17 protein-coding genes are annotated in these 18,800 nt (G+C 60.6%); 12 read left to right on the forward strand and 5 right to left on the reverse strand.

The genetic code is table 11. The features are described from left to right. Positions 1-140: 140 nt before the first annotated feature. The 3 genes from R6W86_RS08025 to R6W86_RS08035 all read left to right on the forward strand — a co-directional run bounded on the left by R6W86_RS08025 (position 141) and on the right by R6W86_RS08035 (position 4,422). The gene (locus tag R6W86_RS08025; RefSeq protein WP_410328838.1) at positions 141-1,244 is read left to right on the forward strand and encodes a GGDEF domain-containing protein; all 1,104 of its coding nucleotides are present in this window, start codon (positions 141-143) and stop codon (positions 1,242-1,244) included. 78 nt (positions 1,245-1,322) lie between these two features. Beyond that, positions 1,323-1,769, forward strand: a complete 447-nt coding sequence (locus R6W86_RS08030; protein WP_410328839.1) for a flavodoxin — start codon at positions 1,323-1,325, stop codon at positions 1,767-1,769. 85 nt (positions 1,770-1,854) lie between these two features. Continuing rightward, entirely contained in the window at positions 1,855-4,422 is a 2,568-nt protein-coding gene (locus tag R6W86_RS08035) for an EAL domain-containing protein (protein WP_410328840.1), read from the forward strand. Here the strand turns inward: R6W86_RS08035 and tesB are convergent. The 3 genes from tesB to R6W86_RS08050 all read right to left on the reverse strand — a co-directional run bounded on the left by tesB (position 4,419) and on the right by R6W86_RS08050 (position 6,733). Then, positions 4,419-5,276 (reverse strand): acyl-CoA thioesterase II, encoded by an 858-nt coding sequence (tesB, locus tag R6W86_RS08040; protein ID WP_410328841.1) that lies wholly within the window; start codon positions 5,274-5,276, stop codon positions 4,419-4,421. The genes R6W86_RS08035 and tesB overlap by 4 nt on opposite strands. Positions 5,277-5,393: 117 nt before the next feature. After that, entirely contained in the window at positions 5,394-6,548 is a 1,155-nt protein-coding gene (locus tag R6W86_RS08045; protein WP_410328842.1) for an FAD-dependent oxidoreductase, read from the reverse strand. A gap of 17 nt (positions 6,549-6,565) precedes the next feature. After that, positions 6,566-6,733 (reverse strand): rubredoxin, encoded by a 168-nt coding sequence (locus R6W86_RS08050; RefSeq protein WP_008173532.1) that lies wholly within the window; start codon positions 6,731-6,733, stop codon positions 6,566-6,568. Positions 6,734-7,033: 300 nt separating this feature from the next. Here R6W86_RS08050 and R6W86_RS08055 point away from each other — a divergent pair, with 300 nt between their 5' ends. The 8 genes from R6W86_RS08055 (at position 7,034) to rsuA (ending at position 14,379) form a co-directional block, all read left to right on the forward strand. Beyond that, on the forward strand, positions 7,034-7,591 hold the full coding sequence (locus R6W86_RS08055; protein WP_410328843.1) for a hypoxanthine-guanine phosphoribosyltransferase: 558 nt from the start codon (positions 7,034-7,036) through the stop codon (positions 7,589-7,591). Beyond that, the gene (locus R6W86_RS08060) at positions 7,572-8,117 is read left to right on the forward strand and encodes a chorismate--pyruvate lyase family protein (RefSeq protein WP_410328854.1); all 546 of its coding nucleotides are present in this window, start codon (positions 7,572-7,574) and stop codon (positions 8,115-8,117) included. Before R6W86_RS08055 ends, R6W86_RS08060 begins: the two co-directional genes overlap by 20 nt. 84 nt (positions 8,118-8,201) lie before the next feature. After that, positions 8,202-9,089, forward strand: coding sequence for a 4-hydroxybenzoate octaprenyltransferase (gene ubiA / locus R6W86_RS08065; RefSeq protein WP_410328844.1), 888 nt, complete (start codon positions 8,202-8,204; stop codon positions 9,087-9,089). A gap of 76 nt (positions 9,090-9,165) precedes the next feature. Then, positions 9,166-9,858, forward strand: coding sequence for a phosphate regulon transcriptional regulator PhoB (gene phoB / locus R6W86_RS08070; protein ID WP_410328845.1), 693 nt, complete (start codon positions 9,166-9,168; stop codon positions 9,856-9,858). A gap of 55 nt (positions 9,859-9,913) precedes the next feature. Beyond that, complete coding sequence (gene phoR, locus R6W86_RS08075) at positions 9,914-11,236, forward strand: phosphate regulon sensor histidine kinase PhoR (protein ID WP_410328846.1); 1,323 nt, start codon at positions 9,914-9,916, stop codon at positions 11,234-11,236. A 216-nt stretch (positions 11,237-11,452) separates the two neighbouring features. Next, positions 11,453-12,613, forward strand: a complete 1,161-nt coding sequence (locus tag R6W86_RS08080; RefSeq protein ID WP_410328855.1) for a lytic murein transglycosylase — start codon at positions 11,453-11,455, stop codon at positions 12,611-12,613. A 33-nt stretch (positions 12,614-12,646) separates the two neighbouring features. Beyond that, positions 12,647-13,675, forward strand: coding sequence for a metal-dependent hydrolase (locus R6W86_RS08085; RefSeq protein WP_410328847.1), 1,029 nt, complete (start codon positions 12,647-12,649; stop codon positions 13,673-13,675). A 5-nt stretch (positions 13,676-13,680) separates the two neighbouring features. After that, positions 13,681-14,379 (forward strand): 16S rRNA pseudouridine(516) synthase RsuA, encoded by a 699-nt coding sequence (rsuA, locus tag R6W86_RS08090; RefSeq protein ID WP_410328856.1) that lies wholly within the window; start codon positions 13,681-13,683, stop codon positions 14,377-14,379. On the opposite strand, the gene R6W86_RS08095 is transcribed toward rsuA, so the two are convergent. Beyond that, positions 14,380-14,859: an asparaginase domain-containing protein gene (locus tag R6W86_RS08095; RefSeq protein ID WP_410328848.1), complete on the reverse strand. Its 480-nt coding sequence runs from the start codon at positions 14,857-14,859 to the stop codon at positions 14,380-14,382. 18 nt (positions 14,860-14,877) lie between these two features. Then, positions 14,878-15,786 carry a D-alanyl-D-alanine endopeptidase gene (gene pbpG, locus R6W86_RS08100; RefSeq protein ID WP_410328849.1) on the reverse strand — a complete coding sequence of 303 codons (909 nt, stop codon included), beginning with the start codon at positions 15,784-15,786 and terminating at the stop codon, positions 14,878-14,880. A gap of 222 nt (positions 15,787-16,008) precedes the next feature. Here pbpG and R6W86_RS08105 point away from each other — a divergent pair, with 222 nt between their 5' ends. Then, on the forward strand, positions 16,009-18,615 hold the full coding sequence (locus R6W86_RS08105) for an EAL domain-containing protein (RefSeq protein WP_410328850.1): 2,607 nt from the start codon (positions 16,009-16,011) through the stop codon (positions 18,613-18,615). The last annotated feature ends 185 nt before the right edge of the window (positions 18,616-18,800 follow it).

An 18,800-nucleotide genomic window follows, 5' to 3' on the forward strand; every position in this document is an offset into this window, starting at 1 on the left:
TTTTTGTCACAAAATTGAAACCGGACCTTCATGTGGGTACGCAGCATCCGCAACTGTGATCCAGGACCGCGAACGCGCCACGGATTGGCGCATAATGACCAGATATGACGCCAAAAAATACAATTAAGCCCTGATCCCCTATGAGTCAGTCCCAGTCATTCAGCCACCAGGCCGCAGGTGCGCGCGAGGATGCGCAGGTATCACGGTTACTGACGTGGCTGTCGTTCACGGCCACCGTCTTCCTGCTGGGTATCGGCCTGAAGGCATGGTACTCCGGCCACATGTTGCATGCCTGGGTGCTCTGGTCCTGCTCCGTTCTGGTCAGTCTGAACATGGTTTACTTCGCACTCAGTGGCAACGCCGTGCGCCAGAAGGGCGGCCTGATTGTGGTGGTGGGTCTGCTGTTCGTGTACCTGATTGCCTCGGGCGGGGAGAGCAACACCGGTCCGCTGTGGTTCTATGTCTTTCCGCCACTGCTGTTTTTCCTGACCAACCTCAAGGCCGGCACGGGGGTCCTGCTCATTTGTTACCTGGTGGCCGCGGTGGTGTTCCAATTCCCCGATCTGCCGTTCATCACTGCGGAGTATTCCAGTGACTTCAAGATCCGATTCTTTGCCACCCTCACTTTCGAGTCCATCTTCTGCTTCGTACTGGAGGCCGGGCGGCTGAAGGCTCGCAACGAACTGCTGGAACTGGTGGTGACCCACGAGCATGCCGCCAGGACCGACGAACTGACCGGCCTGTCCAACCGGAGGGACATGCAACACCGGCTGGTCAGCGAATTTTCACGATACCAGCGTTCCGGGCACCATTTCTCCATCGTGCTGATCGACCTGGATCTGTTCAAGACCATCAACGACGACCATGGTCATGACGCCGGCGACGCCGTTCTTCGGCAGTTTTCGGCCCTGGTGCGGGACATCATCCGCCAGACCGACGTGGCAGCGCGCTGGGGCGGAGAGGAATTCCTGCTGCTGCTTCCGGATACCTCCCTACTCCAGGCCCTCACCCTGGCGGAACGGTTGCGGGCGGAGGTCGCCGAAGCCCGATTCAGCTTCAGGAACCACTGCCTACCGGTAACCATCAGCGCCGGGGTCTGCTCCATCGCCAAGGCTGCCTCCATCGACGACCTGCTGAAACAGGCCGATCTCAACCTCTATAACGCCAAGGACGCAGGCCGCAACCGGATTGCCCCCCGGGTTCGCAGCCGGGGAGAAGTCCGACCCATCGATTCATCGTCTTGAGGCTGGCCATATCGATCGCTATGATCAGGCGCGACTCGGGCGCTCGGCCCAACTATGCCAACTTTCACAGGACTCTCAATGACAGCGATACGTATTCTGGTCGGGAGCATTTACGGCGGTGCCCTGATGACTGCACGGGATATCCGGAAGGAGCTTGAGACGGACGGGCATCAGGTTACCGTGCTGGAGAACCCGAAACTCTCCGACATCACATCCAACGAGGAGCCTTTGCTGGTTTGCACTTCGACCACGGGCCAGGGCGAGATCCCGGAGAATCTACTGCACTTCTATGTCGAGTTGAGGGAGCAACTGCCGCACCAACCCGGGCGCCCCTTCGGCATCATCGTGCTGGGGGACAGTTCCTACGGTGACACCTTTTGCGGAGCCGGCGAGCTGATGGAGGAAGCCCTGTACGAGACCGCCGCTCGGAAAGTGGGAGACACCCTGCGCATCGATGCCATGGAAACCATGGAACCGGAGAGTGAAGCACTACCCTGGGTCCGGGACTGGATCAGGCAACTCTGAGCAGACTCTGCAAACGCGCCGAAGGCCGATCCGGCGCTTGAGCCACCGGAAACGACGGGGCATACTCGGGAAACAATGATAAGAAATGCGACAACCTGTGACCTTGACCCGCCCGCTCCAGCTTCTGATCACCCTGATGGTCCTGTCGGTTATGGCAGCCTCCTCCTTTGCGGCAGGCGACAGTGTACGCCCGGCGATGGACTTCCTGCTGACTGACCCGGAGTTACCGGCAAGCCCGACGCAGGCGCTGGCAATGGACGGCTGGCAGTCACTGGAAGATCCGAGCCCGAACTTCGGTTATATCCGCAAAACCGTCTGGCTGCGTTTCCCGGTTCCCGAACAGAGCGACATCAATCTGCTGGAAATCGGTTACGCTCATCTGGACCACATCCGTTTCTTCCTGCTGGAGAACGGTGAGGTAGTAAGTCAGGCCACGGCCGGCGACCGGCTGCCGTTTTTCGAACGCCCGGTGCTCTATCGCAACTTCCTGTTCCGTTTTGATCATGCAGCGGAAACCAACCAGCAGATCCTGCTGGAAATCAGCACCAGCGGAGCCGTTCAGGTGCCGGTGCACCTCTGGCACGACAAGGATTTCTTTGAGAGCGCGTTTTTCGAGGATCTGACCCACGCCGTTTATTACGGCATCCTCATCACCGTCATCTGCTTCAACCTATTCATTTTCATCGCGCTGCGGGAAAAGATCTACCTGCTGTACGTGCTCTCCACCCTGGGTTACCTGGTGATCATCGGCAGTCTGAATGGCATTGCCTACCAACTCCTGTGGCCAGCCAACCCCGAGATACAGAACCGGTCCATGGTGCTGGGAATTCCCTTTGCCATGGTCTTCACGCTCTGGTTCGCCCATGCGTTTCTCCGACTCCGCAGCCAGAGCCCCGCCACCGCACAGGTGGTTACTTTCGCCATTGTCCTCAATGCTGTCGCAGCGCTGGCCACTTTCCTGACCGACTACAACACCGCGATCCGGCTGGTGGTCGCCCTGACCATGCCCAGCTGTCTGCTGCTGACACTGCTCGGGCCGCAACAGTGGCTCCGTGGTAACCGGCAGGCCATCTACTACACCCTGGCATGGGGTGCGCTGACCCTGGGCAGCGCGGTGACTGCGGCCAACAAGTACGGTCTGTTACCCAACAGCTTCCTGAGCGTTTATGCCATGCAGATCGGCTCGGCCCTGCAGGCCGTCCTGCTCGCCCTGGCCATGGCAAGCAGGATCTACCAGGAACGCCAGGACAAGGTGCTCGCCAGGGAAGCCGAGCTCCGCGCCCTCGAAGCCCGCCGTAGCGTGGAACTGAGGCTGATGGATCAAGCTCTGCATCACCCCCTGACCGGCCTGCCGAACCGCAGCAGCTTCGAGATGATGCTCAATGACCTGATCATGCGGCATCCCGAAAAGCGCTACGGGGTCGCCGTGGTGCATCTGAACAACCTGTCTTCGGTCACCAAAACCTTGGGCCACCGCAACACCGACCGGATCCTGGAACTGGCCGCCCGGCACTACAATTCCGTAATCCAGGCCATACCGGGTGCTCGGCCGGTCGAGCAGACCGACGAGCGCAACTACTTTCTGGCCTCCCTCGACCAGCAGTCCTTCGGCTTTATTGTCGATGCCACCCTGGCGGAAGCCTCCCCCAGATCCATGATTCTCGGCCTGGATAGCCTGCGGCAGTCTATCGATTACCTGGGCATGCAGGTTCCCCTGGACCCGCGCATGGGTGTGGCCATTTTCCCCGACCATGGTAGTGACGCCAACACCCTGATCCGCCGCGCCATCATCGCCGAAGGTTCCGAGCGGGCCCGGGACCGGGGCATGGCCTACTACAAGCCTTCCCGGGATGCCTACAGCGCGGATCGGCTAACTTTGGTTTCGGAACTGCGCAAGGCCCTGGACGGCCACCAGCTGGCGCTCTACCTGCAACCCAAGCAATCCCTGGTCACAGGCCAGGTGGTCGGAATGGAGGCGCTTATCCGGTGGCCGGGGCGCCAGAAGACAGTAAGCCCGGACGAGATCGTCCTTCTGGCGGAACAAACCGGGCTGATCAAGCCGCTGACCCGTTGGGTCCTGGAGGAGTCCCTCTGCCTTCGCACTCGACTGCTGGAACAGGGCTGGGACCTTGAGCTGTCCGCCAACATCTCGCCCAACAATCTGCGCGAGGCGGATTTTTCCCTCTACGTACAGCGCCTGATGAATCAGTACGATGACCACCGGGGCGCGGTCACCTTCGAGGTCACCGAAACCTCGATGATGCTGGACCCGGCCAACTCACTGGAGGCCCTGAATGACCTGAACGCGGCCGGAATCCGGGTCTCCATCGATGACTTCGGCTCAGGCTACTCCTCGCTGTCTTACATCAAGCAACTGCCCGCCAGCGAAATCAAGATCGACCGGTCCCTGGTCACCGAACTGCCCAGCGAGGCCGAGGACCGGGTGATTGTCCAGACCACCATCGACATGTGCCACAACCTGGGCTACCAGGTCGTGGCGGAAGGCGTGGAGGATCAGGCGACCGCGGATCTGTTGAGAGGCATGGGCTGCGACATGATCCAGGGGTACCTGGTCACACCTCCGCTGCCGGTGAATGAGTTCCTGGACTGGCTCAATACCACTGATCGCCAGCCCTCACGCAAGCTGGGTTAGGAACGTTTTCGGATCAGGGCTTCCTGGGTGGTGGATGCCACCAGCACTCCGTCCCGGTTATAGAAGTTGCCCCGGTTGAAGCCCCGGCCGCCCGAGGTGCTGGGACTGTCCTTGTCATAGAGCAGCCACTCATCCATGCGGAAATCCCGGTGGAACCAGATAGCGTGGTCGAGGCTGGCTACCTGCATATTCTTGCTGGTGAAAGTCAGGCCATGGGGCTGCATGGACGTGGCCAGGAAGTGGAAATCGGAGGCATAGGTCAACAGGCACCGATGCAGCACCGGGTCCTCGGGCAGCCGACCCTGGGCCCGCAACCAACTCTGCTTGATGGGAGGACGCTTCTCCGGCTGCAGCGGATTGACGGGATTCACCGGGCGAATCTCGATAGGTCGATCGCGCGTCAGGGTTTCCCGGAACCGCTCTGGCACCTGAGGCGCCAGGATCCGACCCAGCTCCTGCTCGGACTGGAGGGTTTCCGGCCCGGGCGCATCGGGCATATCAAACTGGTGCTCGAAGCCCGATTCCTCGTCCTGGAAGGACATGGAACCGGTCAGGATTTCCTTGCCGTCCTGGCGGGCGATCACCCGGCGTACGGAGAAACTGCCACCGTCCCGAACCCGCTGTACCTCGTAGTCGATCGGCATGCTGTGGTTGCCCGGCCGCAGGAAATAAGCATGGAGAGAGTGGCACAGACGTTTCTCAACGGTGCGGCTGGCCGCCATCAGCGCTTGGCCGAGAACCTGGCCACCGAACACGTTGGGAAACCCCAGGTCTTCACTGCCGCCCTGGAAGTGATCGTCGCCGATGGGCGAAAGGTCCAGCAGCTCAACCAGCTTCTTTGTGACTTCTAGCATGCCTGCTCCTGTCGATTAATTAGCTCACGAAGGGGTTTTCTACCCCAAGTGTACTTTTTTCGCAATGACAAGCAGGCATGGTCTGCGACGGCGATGACGCTACAGACCATGAACGGATCAACCGTGGATCGGAGGCACTTCCTTCGCCAGGGCCTGCTTTTCAACGGCGAAACGACCCGTTACCGCGAAGCCCAACATCTCACCTGCGTCACTCCGGAACAGCGCACGCACGCTGGTCCCTTCGATCTCGACATCCCATTTGCCGTCGGCCCCCGACGGAGGTGGGCACACGGCCGTCGGACAGCACGGGGTTTTGATCATTACCGGCATTGTTCCGTAGCTCACCTCTATACGCTCGCCGGTGAGGGTTTTTGCCAGTGCCCGCGCGCACGCCATCAGCGGCAACACATACAACAGCACATGACCATCCACCTCGGCGCAATCCCCCAGCGCATAGATGTCCGGGGCGGAAGTCTCCAGGGCACGGTTCACCCGGATGCCCTTGCCGACATCCAGGCCGGCGCTCTCGGCCAGACCCGTGCGGGGATGCAGACCCACAGCGGAAAGGACAACATCCGCCTCAAAACTCTCACCGTTGGCCAGGGTCAGCCTGACGCCACTGTTGTGACGATCGATCCGATCGACCACGGTCCCCAGGTGAAATCGCACGCCCAGGTTCTCAAGTTCCTGCTGAACCGCGTTGGCGGCCGGTTCGGGTAACAGGCCCGGCATCACCACTTCCGACGGCGCGATGACGTCCACCTCGTAGTCGCCATTACGCAGATCGTTGGCGAATTCGCAACCGATCAGACCGGCGCCCATGATCGCCACCCGCTGGCCATCCGCCAGCGCCTCGCGGAAGGCCCGATAGTCCATCAGATCATTGATGGAGAACACGTGCTCCTGGCCATCACCGGCAATGGCCAGGCGAATCACATCCGCCCCCCATGCCAGCACCAGCTTGCTGTATTTCAGTCGTTCATCCCCGAGAATCAGTTCGTGGGCTCCGGGATCGATACCGGTCACTGTGGTGAAGGTCCGAAGCTGCACATTGAGCTGCTCCGCCATGGCGTCGGTGGAAGCCTGGGCCAGACCATCGGCATCCTTGCCCTTGGTAAACCCGGTGGACAACATGGGCTTGGAATAGCTGACGCCGTCATCAGCGGTCACCATCACCACCGGGGTTTCCTTGTCCTGTTTCCGGAACTCCCGGACCAGGGAGTAGCCGGACAAACCGGTCCCGACAATCACGATGGGGGCCTGTTCAGACATAGCGGTACTCCCGTCCGTTAACCGATCTCAATCATCTCGAAGTCTTCCTTGCCCACACCGCAATCCGGACACACCCAGTCCTCGGGGACATCTTCCCACTTGGTACCCGGCTCGATACCGTCCTCCGGCCAGCCCTCGGCTTCGTCATAGATCAGCCCACAGACCACGCACTGCCACTTTTTCATCAATACTCTCCCCGAACATTCGCTTGTGGATGAATCGCTGGGCGCATAGTAATTGTCCGACAATCATACGCGCAAGTTGTTTTGCCTGTTCCCGGCCACCAACAGTTGTCATGGCAGGCCACCATGGCTTTACGGGTCATCATACCGGCCGCCTTCCCCGACACCAATGCCATTACGGACGGCCACCCGGAGAGTTTTCTGCCAATAGCCATAAATACAGATCTTCGCTCCCACAACCGCCCCTCCCTTCTGACCAGCCACTCCGGTATAATCGCCCGTTTTAGACAGGATCCGACCGTTATGACCGATACCGTCGCCGAAATGAACCAGGTCATGGCCGAGGCCGACTGCCTGGTTGACGAACAGCAGGTACAGGCTGCCATCGGCAATCTGGCTGACGACATCACCGCCCGTCTCAAGCACAGCAATCCGCTGGTGTTCTGTGTAATGAACGGAGGCCTGATCCTCACCGGCCAACTGCTGACCCGGCTTACCTTCCCGGTCCAGGCCGAGTATCTCCACGCCACCCGATACCGTCAGGAAACCACCGGCGGCATCCTGGAATGGAAGCTCCAGCCCGAAGCCGACATGAATGGCCGTACCGTACTGATCGTCGATGACATTCTCGACGAAGGCACCACCCTGTGCGCGATTGCAGACTACTGCCTGGCCCATGGCGCATCAGAGGTCCTGACCGCAGTGCTGGTGGACAAGCAGCACGATCGCAAGGCCCGCCCCGGCCTCAAGGCCGACTTCACCGGCCTGGAAGTGGAAGACCGCTTTCTGTTCGGCTATGGCATGGACTACAAAGGCTACTGGCGTAATGCCCCCGGGATCTATGCCGTCAAGGGACTCTAAGCACCAGCCGGGCATCCCTCTGACCCGCTGGTACCGCTCCCTTGCCGCAGCGAGCCTTCGCAACCCGGAGGTTCGTGGTCCGGCCCGTTACTGGCTGCAACTGGAGGGCTCCTTTACCCGCGCGCTCCAGAAAGAATGCCGCCAGTCCTTCCACGTCGAGATCCAGCGCGAAGGCTTCGGCCGCCCTACCCTCGAAGAGGCGCAACGGCTGGCCATTCCCGAGCGCGAGCAGGCGTGGATCCGCGAGGTCCGGCTATGTGGTGACGGGCGCCCCTGGGTGTTGGCCCGTACCATCATCCCCCTTGAGTGCCTGGAGGGGCGCAACCGCATCCTGCGTAACCTGGGTAACAAGCCCCTCGGTGCCTACCTGTTCAGCAGCCCCCGCTGGCAACGCGGCCCGCTGGAAACCGGCCTGTGTGCTTCACAGGACAGCAAACAACCCCGCCTGGCCCGCCGCTCGATCTTCCATGACGGGAATCATGCCCTGCTGGTGGGCGAATACCTGCTGCCGGTCCTGTATTCCTGAGCCCGGCCTTTAACCGGCCGGAGCCGGCTGGCTATAATCCGCAGATCTATCCATTTTTCCATTTGCTGCAACCGGATGCGCACAATGATCCCGAACGCCATGCCCGACCACGTCCAAAGCCGCCTGGCCGATTACGCCAGGCTGCTGCGAATCGATCGTCCCATCGGCTCACTACTGCTGCTCTGGCCCACCTACTGGGCACTCTGGCTCGCCGGGGACGGCAACCCCGGCATCGGCAATGTCATCGTCTTTACCCTCGGCGTTTTCTTCATGCGTGCCGCCGGCTGTGCCATCAACGACTATGCCGACCGGGACTGGGACAAGCACGTCAAGCGCACCCGGGACCGACCGCTGACCGCCGGACGCATCCAGGCCTGGGAGGCGGTTGCCCTGTTCGCCGGCCTGTGCCTGGTCTCATTCCTGATGGTCATCCTGTTCACCAACACCCTGACCCTGTACCTGTCCTTTGGCGGGGTCCTCCTGGCGTTCATCTATCCGTTCATGAAACGCTATACTCACCTGCCCCAGCTATTCCTGGGCGCCGCTTTTTCCTGGGCCATTCCCATGGCCTGGGCGGCGGAGGCCAACGAACTCAGCCAGCTGACCTGGCTGCTGTTTACCGCCAACGTGCTCTGGACCGTGGCCTACGACACCCTCTACGCCATGGTCGACCGGGACGATGACCTCAAGGTCGGCATCAAGTCCACCGCCATCCTGTTCGGGGATGCCGACAAGGCCATAATCGGCATGCTTCAGGCCCTGGTCATCCTGATCCTGGTGATGGTCGGCCACCGGGCGGAGCTGGGCGTGTCCTACTATCTGGGAGTTACCGCCATGGCCGGCCTGTTTGCCTATCATCAGTACCTGGCCCGGGATCGGGCACGGGAGGGCTGCTTCAAGGCTTTCCTGAACAACAACTGGGCCGGCTTTGCGGTCTTTGCGGGGCTGGCGATCGACCTGTTGTTCCGCTGAAGCTGTCATATACTTGTCATACTTCGACGTTGTAATGAGGCAGCAACAAATAAAGGTCTGACACAGGTTACAAACCATGAATGGAAAAACTGTCCTGATCGTCGATGACGAGGCCCCCATCCGGGAGATGATTGCCGTGGCCCTCGAAATGGCAGATTACGACTACATGGAGGCAGCGGATGCCCGGGAAGCCCATGCCCTGATTGTCGACAAACACCCGGACCTGGTCCTGCTCGACTGGATGCTTCCGGGAACCAGCGGCGTCGAGCTGGCCCGGCGACTGAAGAAAGACGAAGCCACCGCCGACATCCCGATCATCATGCTCACCGCCAAGGTTGAGGAAGACAACAAGATCCAGGGCCTGGAAGTGGGGGCCGATGACTACATCACCAAACCCTTCAGCCCCCGCGAGCTGGTTGCCCGCCTCAAGGCGGTATTGCGCCGTGCCACCCCGCCCGGTGTCGATACTCCAATCGAGGTGAAGGGTCTGACCCTGGACCCGGTCGGCCACCGGGTAACCACCGAGGAAGGCGAGCTGATCATGGGCCCGACCGAATACCGTTTGCTCCAGTTCTTCATGACACACCAGGAACGGGTCTATACTCGCTCCCAGCTTCTGGACCAGGTCTGGGGCGGCAACGTCTACGTCGAGGAGCGCACCGTGGATGTCCACATCCGGCGGTTACGCAAGGCCCTGGGGGACAAGCACGACCAACTGATCCAGACTGTTCGGGGAACCGGTTACCGTTTTTCCACCAGAGCCGCATAAGCACTGCCGGCCATCCATTCTGCATCAGGCCGGAACTGAGACAAGGCAGCTTTCGATGCATCACAACTGGTCACGCTACCTGCGGGTAATCATTGCCGGGCTCGCCATTACCACGCTGGTGGGCTTCATTTTCGACAGACCACTGTGGGGCCTGACCTTCGGGCTGGTAGTCTACCTGTGGTGGACCCTGGTCCAGGCGCGCCGCCTCTATCATTGGCTGGGCAATCCCAGCAGTACCGATGAAGCCCCTCAGAGCATTGGTATGTGGGGCGATATTTTCGATGGCCTGAACAAGCTGCACCAGAACCACCTGCGCACCCTGGACCGGCTGCGGGCGCGTATCAACCGGGTGCAGGAGTCCACAAACGCCATGCGCGACGGGGTCATCATGACCGACTCCAGGGGCGCTATGGAATGGTGGAACGGCTCGGCCGAGCACCTGCTGGGTTTCCGACGCAATACCGACCAGGGCCAGTACATCCACAATTTGATCCGTAACCCGGTGTTCAAGAACTATTTTGATTCCCGGGACTACCGTGAACCGCTGGAGATCAACTCTCCGGCCAAGCCCCACATCCATCTGCAGATCCAGATCAGCCTGTTTGGCGATGACGACCGGCTGATCGTCGCCAAGGACGTCACCCGCCTCTACCATCTGGAGCAGATGCGTCGGGACTTCGTCGGCAACGTGTCCCATGAGATGCGCACCCCGCTGACGGTGATCAGCGGTTACCTGGAAACCCTGGTGGACCATTCCGACGAGCTACCCCCGAAATGGCGGCGTGCCATCAACACCATGGCGGCCCAGTCCTCCCGCATGGAAGCCCTGATCACCGACCTGATTCTTCTGTCCCGGATCGAGACCGGCGAGCAGACGGTGGACGATTCCCTGACCGACGTCGACGCCGTGATCGAACAGATCTGTCACGACGCCAAGGCCCTCAGCGGCGACAAGCAGCATGCGTTTACTGTCAATATTACTGACCACCGGTTGCTGCGGGGTGACGAAAGCCAGTTACGCAGCGCCTTCTCGAACCTGATCTTCAACGCCGTGAAATACACCCCGGCCCATGGCCACATAACCGTTTCCTGGACCACCAACCGGGAGGGTGCGCACCTCTCGGTGAAGGACACCGGCATAGGCATCGACCCCGTACATATCCCCCGCCTGACAGAACGCTTCTACCGTGCTGATCCCAGCCGGCACAAGGATACCGGCGGAACTGGCCTGGGCCTGGCGATCGTCAAGCACGTGCTGCTGAACCACGATGGCAACCTGGAAATCCGTAGCCGGATTGGTGATGGCAGCGAGTTCATCTGCCACTTCCCGCGGGAAAGGCTGGTCGAGCGGGTACCGGAAACGGCCAGGAACGATTAAACGGCCCCCGGGGAACCGGAAGCTTAAACAATTGTCATCCCCTCTTGGTGATTGCGGTATTTTCGCAACCTGAAAACACGCTACCATGACAACAACCGCTTCCACCCAAGACTATCCGGTTCGAGGTATCGAGTGCGCTTCACTCTCTCAAGGACATCCCGCGGGCCCCTGGCCCTGATCATTGCCAGCCTCCTGGGCTCCGCCACGGGCACCGCTATCGCCCAGGAGCAGGCTGAGCCAATCAATCAGCAGGCCTTTGTCGAGTGCAAGGCCCGGCTCGAGCAACAGGCCATCGAGGCCGGCGTCAGCCAGGCCACCGCCAGCCAGGTAATGGCACAGGTGGAACACCTGGACCGGGTGATCGAACTGGACCGCCGGCAGCCGGAATTCACCACCACCTTCGCCGACTACCTGAACCGTCGGGTCAATGAGGCCCGGGTCAGTAAGGGCCGGGAGATGCTCGCCGAGCACCGGGACCTGCTGCAGCGGGTGACGGATGAAACCGGGGTTCCGGCGCCGTACCTGGTGGCGTTCTGGGGCCTGGAGACCAACTTCGGCAGCTATTTCGGCAAGATGTCCGTGCCCAACGCCCTGACCACGCTGGCCTGCGATGCCCGCCGGAGCACCTTCTTCACCCAGCAGCTGATCGCCGCCCTGCGCATCATCGATGAGGGCGCGATACCCGCCGACCAGATGGAGGGGTCCTGGGCCGGAGCCATGGGACACGTCCAGTTCATGCCGACGGTGTTTCTCCAGCATGCGGTGGACGCCGATGGCGATGGTCGCCGGGATCTCTGGAACAGCCTGCCCGATGCCATGATGTCTGCCGGAAAATTCCTGCAGTCCATGGGATGGGACGGGGACTACCGCTGGGGGCGCGAGGTGTTGCTACCCGACAACTTCGATTACAGCCTGGCCGATGGCCGGCGCCTGGTATTGAGCGAATGGCGCGAGATGGGCATCACCGATGCCTTTGGCAATGCCCTGTCCCGCGCAGACATCAAGGCCAAACTCCTGGTGCCCGCCGGGCACCAGGGACCGGCATTTCTGGTCTACGATAACTTCCGGGTGATCATGGGCTGGAACCGTTCCGAGTTCTATGCCATCGCAGTTGGCCACCTGGCGGATCGGGTGGCGGGTGCCGGCCAGCTGCAGAATCCACCACCGGAGGATGCACCAGCGCTTTCCCGGGACAGTATCATGGAACTGCAGGAGGCCCTGACCGACCGGGGTTATGACACCGGCAAACCGGACGGCGTGCTCGGTCCGGCCACACGATCGGCCATTCGTAAGTTCCAGGCAGCCTCCGGCATGGTTGCCGATGGCTATCCCGGGCAAGCCGTTCTGGCCAGACTGAACGTATCTGCCGGTAACTGATTCGACACATAAGGCAGAGGTCGAAACAACGTCATGGATTCCATCACTCAGGTTGCCCTCGGAGCTTCCCTGGCTGGCGCGGTAGCGGGTAAAACTCTGGGGCGGTCAGCGCTCCTGATCGGTGGCGCACTCGGCACACTGCCCGATCTGGATGTGGTCATCGACTATGGTTCCGCGGTGGCCAATTTCACCCAGCATCGTGGTTTCAGCCACTCGCTCTTTGTCCTGGCGCCCGTGGCCTTGTTGCTCGCCGGGCTGCTCTGGCACTGGAAACCCCGGCTGGACTTCCGGCGATGGCTGCTGCTGACCGGTCTGATCCTGTTGACCCACCCGATACTGGACACCTTTACCACCTACGGCACCCAACTGTTCTGGCCGTTTGGCGGGCCGGTTGCCATCAACAGCATATTCATTATCGACCCGGCCTACACCCTGCCACTGCTGGCGGGCTGCATCCTGTTCCTGGTCCGACCGCCGGCCCCGCGGGCCATTACCGTTGGCCTGACTCTCTCCACCGTTTATCTGGGCTGGACCCTGGTCGCGCAGCAGATCATCACCAACCGGGTCGCGCCCGCACTGGCGCACGCGGGCATGGAGAACACCCGGCTTATGGTCCAGCCCATGCCCTTCACCACAGTGTTGTGGCGGGCCACCGCCATGAACGACGAACAGCGCGTGGAAATCGTCACCGGCTTCCTCGACGGTGACCAGCCCCTGACCCTGGAAACCTTTCCCCGCGACCCGCAGCTGGCGCAAGCCGTGGCCGATCTGCCGGAAGTACGCCGCCTCGAATGGTTCACCGGCGGCTTTCTGGACTATGCCACCGACGGTGACCGGATTACCGCCACGGACATCCGCCTTGGCCTGCCCGGTGCACACCCCTTCACCTTCGTGATCGCCCGAGAGAACGCGGGGCAGCTCTTGCCGCTCACCAGCAGCCGTCTACCAAGACCCACGGTCAATGACCAAGCGATGAGCCAGCTGTGGGCCCGGGTGACCGGCAAGAGCAAGGTGCTTTGCCTTGCCACCCTAAGCTCACCAGCACCGGGACAGAGTTGCTGATGAATCTGCGCCTGGACCAGTTCATCGCCAATTGCACCGAACTGTCCCGCAAGGAAGCAAAGCGGGCGATTGGCACGGGCACTGTTACCATCGATGGCGCGGTCTGTAAGACCGCCAACCGGAAAATTCCCGATGACGCCTGCATCACCCTGGATGGTGAACTCCTGGCCCTTCCTGGCGAACGTTATCTGATGATGAACAAGCCGGAGGGCGTGATCAGCGCCACCACCGACAGCGAGCATCCGACCGCGCTGGACCTTCTGCCAGCCGGGCTGACCCGGGACCTGCACATCGCTGGACGGCTGGACCTGGACACCACCGGCCTGTTGTTGCTAACCACCGACGGCCAGTGGTCCCACCGCGTCACCTCACCCCGGACTGATTGCCCGAAGACCTACCGGGTCACTCTCGGGGAACCACTGACGGACACGGCGGAACAGGCATTGGTCACAGGCGTGGTGTTGCGTAATGAAGAGAGAGAAACCCGGCCGGCGACGGTCCGGCGCGTGGATGACAGGGTGATTGAGCTGACCATTTCCGAGGGGCGCTATCATCAGGTCAAGCGTATGCTGGCCGCGGTGGGGAATCATGTGGAGGCACTGCACCGGATACGCGTGGGGGTCATTGTTCTCGATCCTGCGCTATCGCCCGGAGAGTATCGCCCCCTCACCGAGCAGGAAATCGCGAGCATCGGCACGGACTGATCAGGTCCGCTCGAACCGTTTGGCTTCACGATTCTTGCGCACCGCACCGGCCTCGAAGACCTCGCCGTTCATGGCGATGTAGACGCCCGGCGGCAGCAGCTGAACCGCCGACCAGGCAAAACCCAGGTTGAACGCGGCATCGGAACGGCGCATTCGCGCCGGCTGCATGGCCCCGAACAGGACGATGGTCCGATCGGCCAGGGACATCAGTCGTTCCGCCGTTTCGGCCATGGTATCCGTACCATGGGTAATCAGGATCTTCTGTCCCTCACAACCGGCCACCGCATTGAATACCCTGTCCCGGTCGTCCTCGGTCATATCCAGGCTGTCTTTGCGCAACACCTCATGGATACGATAGCCGTCGTGGATGTTGGATTCCGACAACAGTTCAGGCAACAGCGAGTCGCCGATCTCGAACTGACTGCTGGCGTCGAAATACACCTTGTCGATGGTGCCGCCGGTGGTAAAAATCTCGATCATGGGTTGGGTCTGTCCCTGTCAGTTCACTATGGAGGGGCCGTTGTCGGCAACCGCGTAGGAAGCATTCTTTTCCTGCTCGTAGCGGCGGGCCGCCTTTGCGACGCTACCGGGCTCTCCGGTATCCAGCCACCGTTTGATGCGCCCGGAATCCCCCAACGGCGAACGGGTTCCCAGGGAATCCAGCAGGACTGTCACGATCTTCTCGCCATTCATATCAGATACCATGACCAGACAACGCCCCGCCTCGGACAGATAACCGGTCTTGCTCAGTTCAACCCCCCAGCTGTCCCGATGCACCAGCGGGTTGGTGTTGCCGAAAGAAAGGCTGTACCTGGGGTTCCGGAAGTGCGCACGGTAATAACCGGTGGTGGAAGACTGCCCGATCTCGGGATATTTCAGAGCGGCATTGACCAGGCGAACCAGGTCCGAGGCTGTGGACACATTGAGCGCCGACAAACCGGTGGGATCCACGAATCGGGTTCCGGACATACCCAGAGCCCGGGCTTTTTCATTCATCGCTTCCACAAAAACGTCGTAACCGCCGGGATGATTACTGGCCAGGGTATAGGCGGCGAAGTTCTCCGAGGACATCAGGGCAATCCGGATAACTTCTGAGCGGGGTAACGTGGAATCAATGCGAATCCGGGTGTACGCATTGTTAGCGGCAGGGGTATGGCGTTCGTGGAAGGTGAGCCACTCATCAAGGGGCTCGCCGGATTCCAGCACCACCAGGGCGGTCATCAGTTTGGTCACGGACGCGATGGGAACCTGCCGGTCGGCGTTTTTGCCAAAAACCAGGTTATTGTTACCCACGTGGGCCGCTGCGGCATTCACCGAAGCCAGATTCGGCCCCGTGCCGGCCTGCGCCGTGGGCACCAGGACCATCATCAGAAGCAGCAACGCCCCGCTTTTCAATTTCCCGATCATGACTGTCACTGTTCCCCCTGTATCGAGCCTCGGTGATAGCGCCTCACTATATCAGCGGAGACGAATGTCTGACATGTCACATTTTCCCTGAAGCCCACTGGCGAGCAAATGCAAAACAACTTAAAAATCTGTAAAATTTCATTTAATTCATGTTGTTACAAACTATTTCCAAACGTATCCAAACTGTAACAATCCGCATTTTCGGCATCCAGGAAGCCCCGAATGGATTCGCAAGTCCAAAGTCATGCAAACCCGCAAGCCCCCAGCGCCGCTCTGCGATACCCAGCGACCTGGCCGAAACGATGGTTGCCCCTGATGATGCTGGTGGCCAGCGTCATCTACGGGCTGACAGCCAGCCTCTGGCTTGGAACTGGCAGTGGCGTTCATGAATTATCGGGTATCCAGAAAACGTCCGGAGATACCCTGGTTTCCATTTCTCCCCAGTGGGCCTACCGGATCCAGTCATTGGCGACGATCCTGGCCAGCCGCTCCTGGACCGAGCCAGAAGGCTGGATCCGGGTCGATCCTGAAAAGTCCGGTGTGGGTTACCCCTACCAACCTGTCACTTACCGTCTTCAACTGGAAAACAGCTCCGATACGTCAGCTCAACGGAAGCTGATCGTCCCCGCCCCTTACCTCGACCACCTGGCGCCTGCACTTGTCCATCCGGACGGACGCACCGAGCATCTCGCGATCCTGGGCGATCGCTACCCGTTCAATCGCCGTTATGTTGCCCTGCCCCAGTGGATCTGGCCCATTACCCTGCAGCCCGGTCGAACCACTGTGCTGATGGAGGTACAAAATAACGGGCCCGTGCTCCTGCCCGTTTCGTTGGCCACTGCGGACGAATCGGGCAGCCAGGGTGCTGCTAACCTGGTCTTGAAAGCATTCATTACGGGCCTGCTGGTTTTCGCGCTGTTACTGAATCTCAGCATTGTGGTCAGGCTCCGGCGTCCCGGCCTGGCCTGGCTCAGCGTACTCATGGTAGCCGTCATTCATAGCCAGCTGGTGATGGACGGGCTTGGATTCTGGCTGATATGGCCCTATCATCCTGAATTAAATGCGCTTTTGGGGATCACCCTCCCCCTTTGCCTGATTGCCCTGTGTGAGTTCACACCTCACTTCCTGTCCATTGGCAGATCCTCGACCAGGCTTTTACACGCGTTCAGTCTGCTGGGCAGCCTGCATCTTCTGGCAGCCCCCTTTGCCATCAAACTGATGGGCCAGGATAGCTTCCTGGTGACCAGCGTTCTGGGCGGCGCCTTTATCTGCGCTCTGGCATTCTGGCACCGGCACCATGCCTATGGCCGCTACTTTGCCATGTCCATTCTGATCATCCTTTTGGGTGCGACAATAACATCCCTGCGCACTATCGGCTGGCTACCGGTCAACACCGTGACCGACTCAGCTTTCTTCCTGGGGGCTGCCCTGGGCTCACTGATCCTGACCAGCGGCGTTGGCCGGTTGCTGGTGCAGGAACGCAAGCGCCGTATGGGATCCGATATTCGTGTTCGTCAGGAACGGCAGCTAAGAACCAGGATCGAACAGGAATACGACCAACTGATGAGAACCCACCGGGTCACCGGCAAACCGAATCGGCCGGTCCTGGAAGAGGCACTGGAGACCATTAACAGCAGCCAGTCACCCTATACCCTGTGCATCGTCCGGCTGGCCAGGTTCAATGAGCTGGAACAGGCCCTTGGCTACCACACTGCGGAAGACCTGCTGAAGCAATACCTCAGACAATTGAACAGTGTCCTCAAACGATGTCTGGACGGCCGCCTGATTACCATTGACGGCCAGGGGCTGGCCACGCTCGATACCAGCAACCATGCCTTTGCCTTTTATCGGGACCCGGACGCAGGGCAGGAGGATCCGGCGCTGGGTGCCATCACCAGATGGTTTGGCGAGAACTTCCGGGAAGGCCGGTTCTCCTTTTCCTGGGCTCCCAAGCTTGGCCTGGCGCATGCCCCCGAGCACGGCAGGGATGCGACCACCATCCTGTCATCCGCCGGATTCGCCTCGCTTGACGACTCCCGGCCGTTGTCGGTGTACGACCCCTCGATCGCCCGCCGCCTGTATCGCCAGCAGATGCTGATACTGGATGTTGAGGAGGCTCTGAAAGCCGGTGAAATGTGGCTGGAGTACCAACCCAAGGTCAACATCCGGGATGGCCGAATAGACTCCCTGGAAGGACTGATCCGTTGGCATCACGGCGAGTTTGGCAGGGTGCCGCCAGACCAGTGGATCCCCCTCGCGGAGGAGGTAGGCATCATCCATACGGTGACCCTGTGGGTGCTGGACCGCGCCTGCCAGGACTTTGCCGCCCTGTGCGACCAGTTCGGCCAGGATATCTCCGTCTCGGTCAACATTTCGGCCAAGGATCTTGCCCAGCCCGGCTTTCACAGGGTTGCCGCCCGTATCACCCGACGCCATGGTCTGTCACCGGAGAACATCATTCTGGAGATTACCGAAACCGCCATGATGAGTGACCCCGCCATTGCCCGGAAAACCATCAGCCTGCTCAGTGGTATGGGTTTCCGGATTGCTCTCGACGATTTTGGCACCGGACATTCGTCGCTCGGGACTCTGGCCACCTTCGACCTGGATGAACTGAAAATCGACCGGAGTTTCCTGAAAAACATCATGTGCTATCCCAAGCGTCAGCGGATTCTCCGGGTGGCCCTGGAGCTGGGCGAGAGCCTGGATCTGGATGTGGTCGTGGAGGGGGTCGAGGACGAAGCTATCGCCATCTGGCTCCAGCAGTTCCCCGGCCTGCATGGGCAGGGTTACTACTGGGGCCCTCCGGTATTGCCTCGGGAGCACTAGTGTCCCGTCTGGTTAATTCGCTGACCTACTGAGCCACTGAGAGCCTTGAGAGCAAGGCGCGATGGCGAAGGTTTGGTGGTTCCAAATCGAGTCAGCGCAACGCAGCTATCAAGGCTCTCAGTGGCTCCCGAAGGGCGCGGCGCTGGGGCCCCTGACCGGTGTTGCCAGCACTTGATGTGGAACCA

It is taken from the genome of Marinobacter sp., assembly GCF_046484525.1.
Lineage (GTDB): Bacteria > Pseudomonadota > Gammaproteobacteria > Pseudomonadales > Oleiphilaceae > Marinobacter.

Coding starts and splice junctions, on each gene's coding strand:
- phoR (WP_410328846.1), top strand. CDS start 9,914: ATGCATCACAACTGGTCACGCTACCTGCGGGTAATCATTGCCGGGCTC.
- phoB (WP_410328845.1), top strand. CDS start 9,166: ATGAATGGAAAAACTGTCCTGATCGTCGATGACGAGGCCCCCATCCGG.
- R6W86_RS08105 (WP_410328850.1), top strand. CDS start 16,009: ATGGATTCGCAAGTCCAAAGTCATGCAAACCCGCAAGCCCCCAGCGCC.
- pbpG (WP_410328849.1), bottom strand. CDS start 15,786: ATGATCGGGAAATTGAAAAGCGGGGCGTTGCTGCTTCTGATGATGGTC.
- R6W86_RS08035 (WP_410328840.1), top strand. CDS start 1,855: ATGCGACAACCTGTGACCTTGACCCGCCCGCTCCAGCTTCTGATCACC.
- R6W86_RS08085 (WP_410328847.1), top strand. CDS start 12,647: ATGGATTCCATCACTCAGGTTGCCCTCGGAGCTTCCCTGGCTGGCGCG.
- R6W86_RS08060 (WP_410328854.1), top strand. CDS start 7,572: ATGCCGTCAAGGGACTCTAAGCACCAGCCGGGCATCCCTCTGACCCGC.
- R6W86_RS08055 (WP_410328843.1), top strand. CDS start 7,034: ATGACCGATACCGTCGCCGAAATGAACCAGGTCATGGCCGAGGCCGAC.
- R6W86_RS08030 (WP_410328839.1), top strand. CDS start 1,323: ATGACAGCGATACGTATTCTGGTCGGGAGCATTTACGGCGGTGCCCTG.
- tesB (WP_410328841.1), bottom strand. CDS start 5,276: ATGCTAGAAGTCACAAAGAAGCTGGTTGAGCTGCTGGACCTTTCGCCC.
- ubiA (WP_410328844.1), top strand. CDS start 8,202: ATGATCCCGAACGCCATGCCCGACCACGTCCAAAGCCGCCTGGCCGAT.
- R6W86_RS08045 (WP_410328842.1), bottom strand. CDS start 6,548: ATGTCTGAACAGGCCCCCATCGTGATTGTCGGGACCGGTTTGTCCGGC.
- R6W86_RS08025 (WP_410328838.1), top strand. CDS start 141: ATGAGTCAGTCCCAGTCATTCAGCCACCAGGCCGCAGGTGCGCGCGAG.
- R6W86_RS08050 (WP_008173532.1), bottom strand. CDS start 6,733: ATGAAAAAGTGGCAGTGCGTGGTCTGTGGGCTGATCTATGACGAAGCC.
- R6W86_RS08095 (WP_410328848.1), bottom strand. CDS start 14,859: ATGATCGAGATTTTTACCACCGGCGGCACCATCGACAAGGTGTATTTC.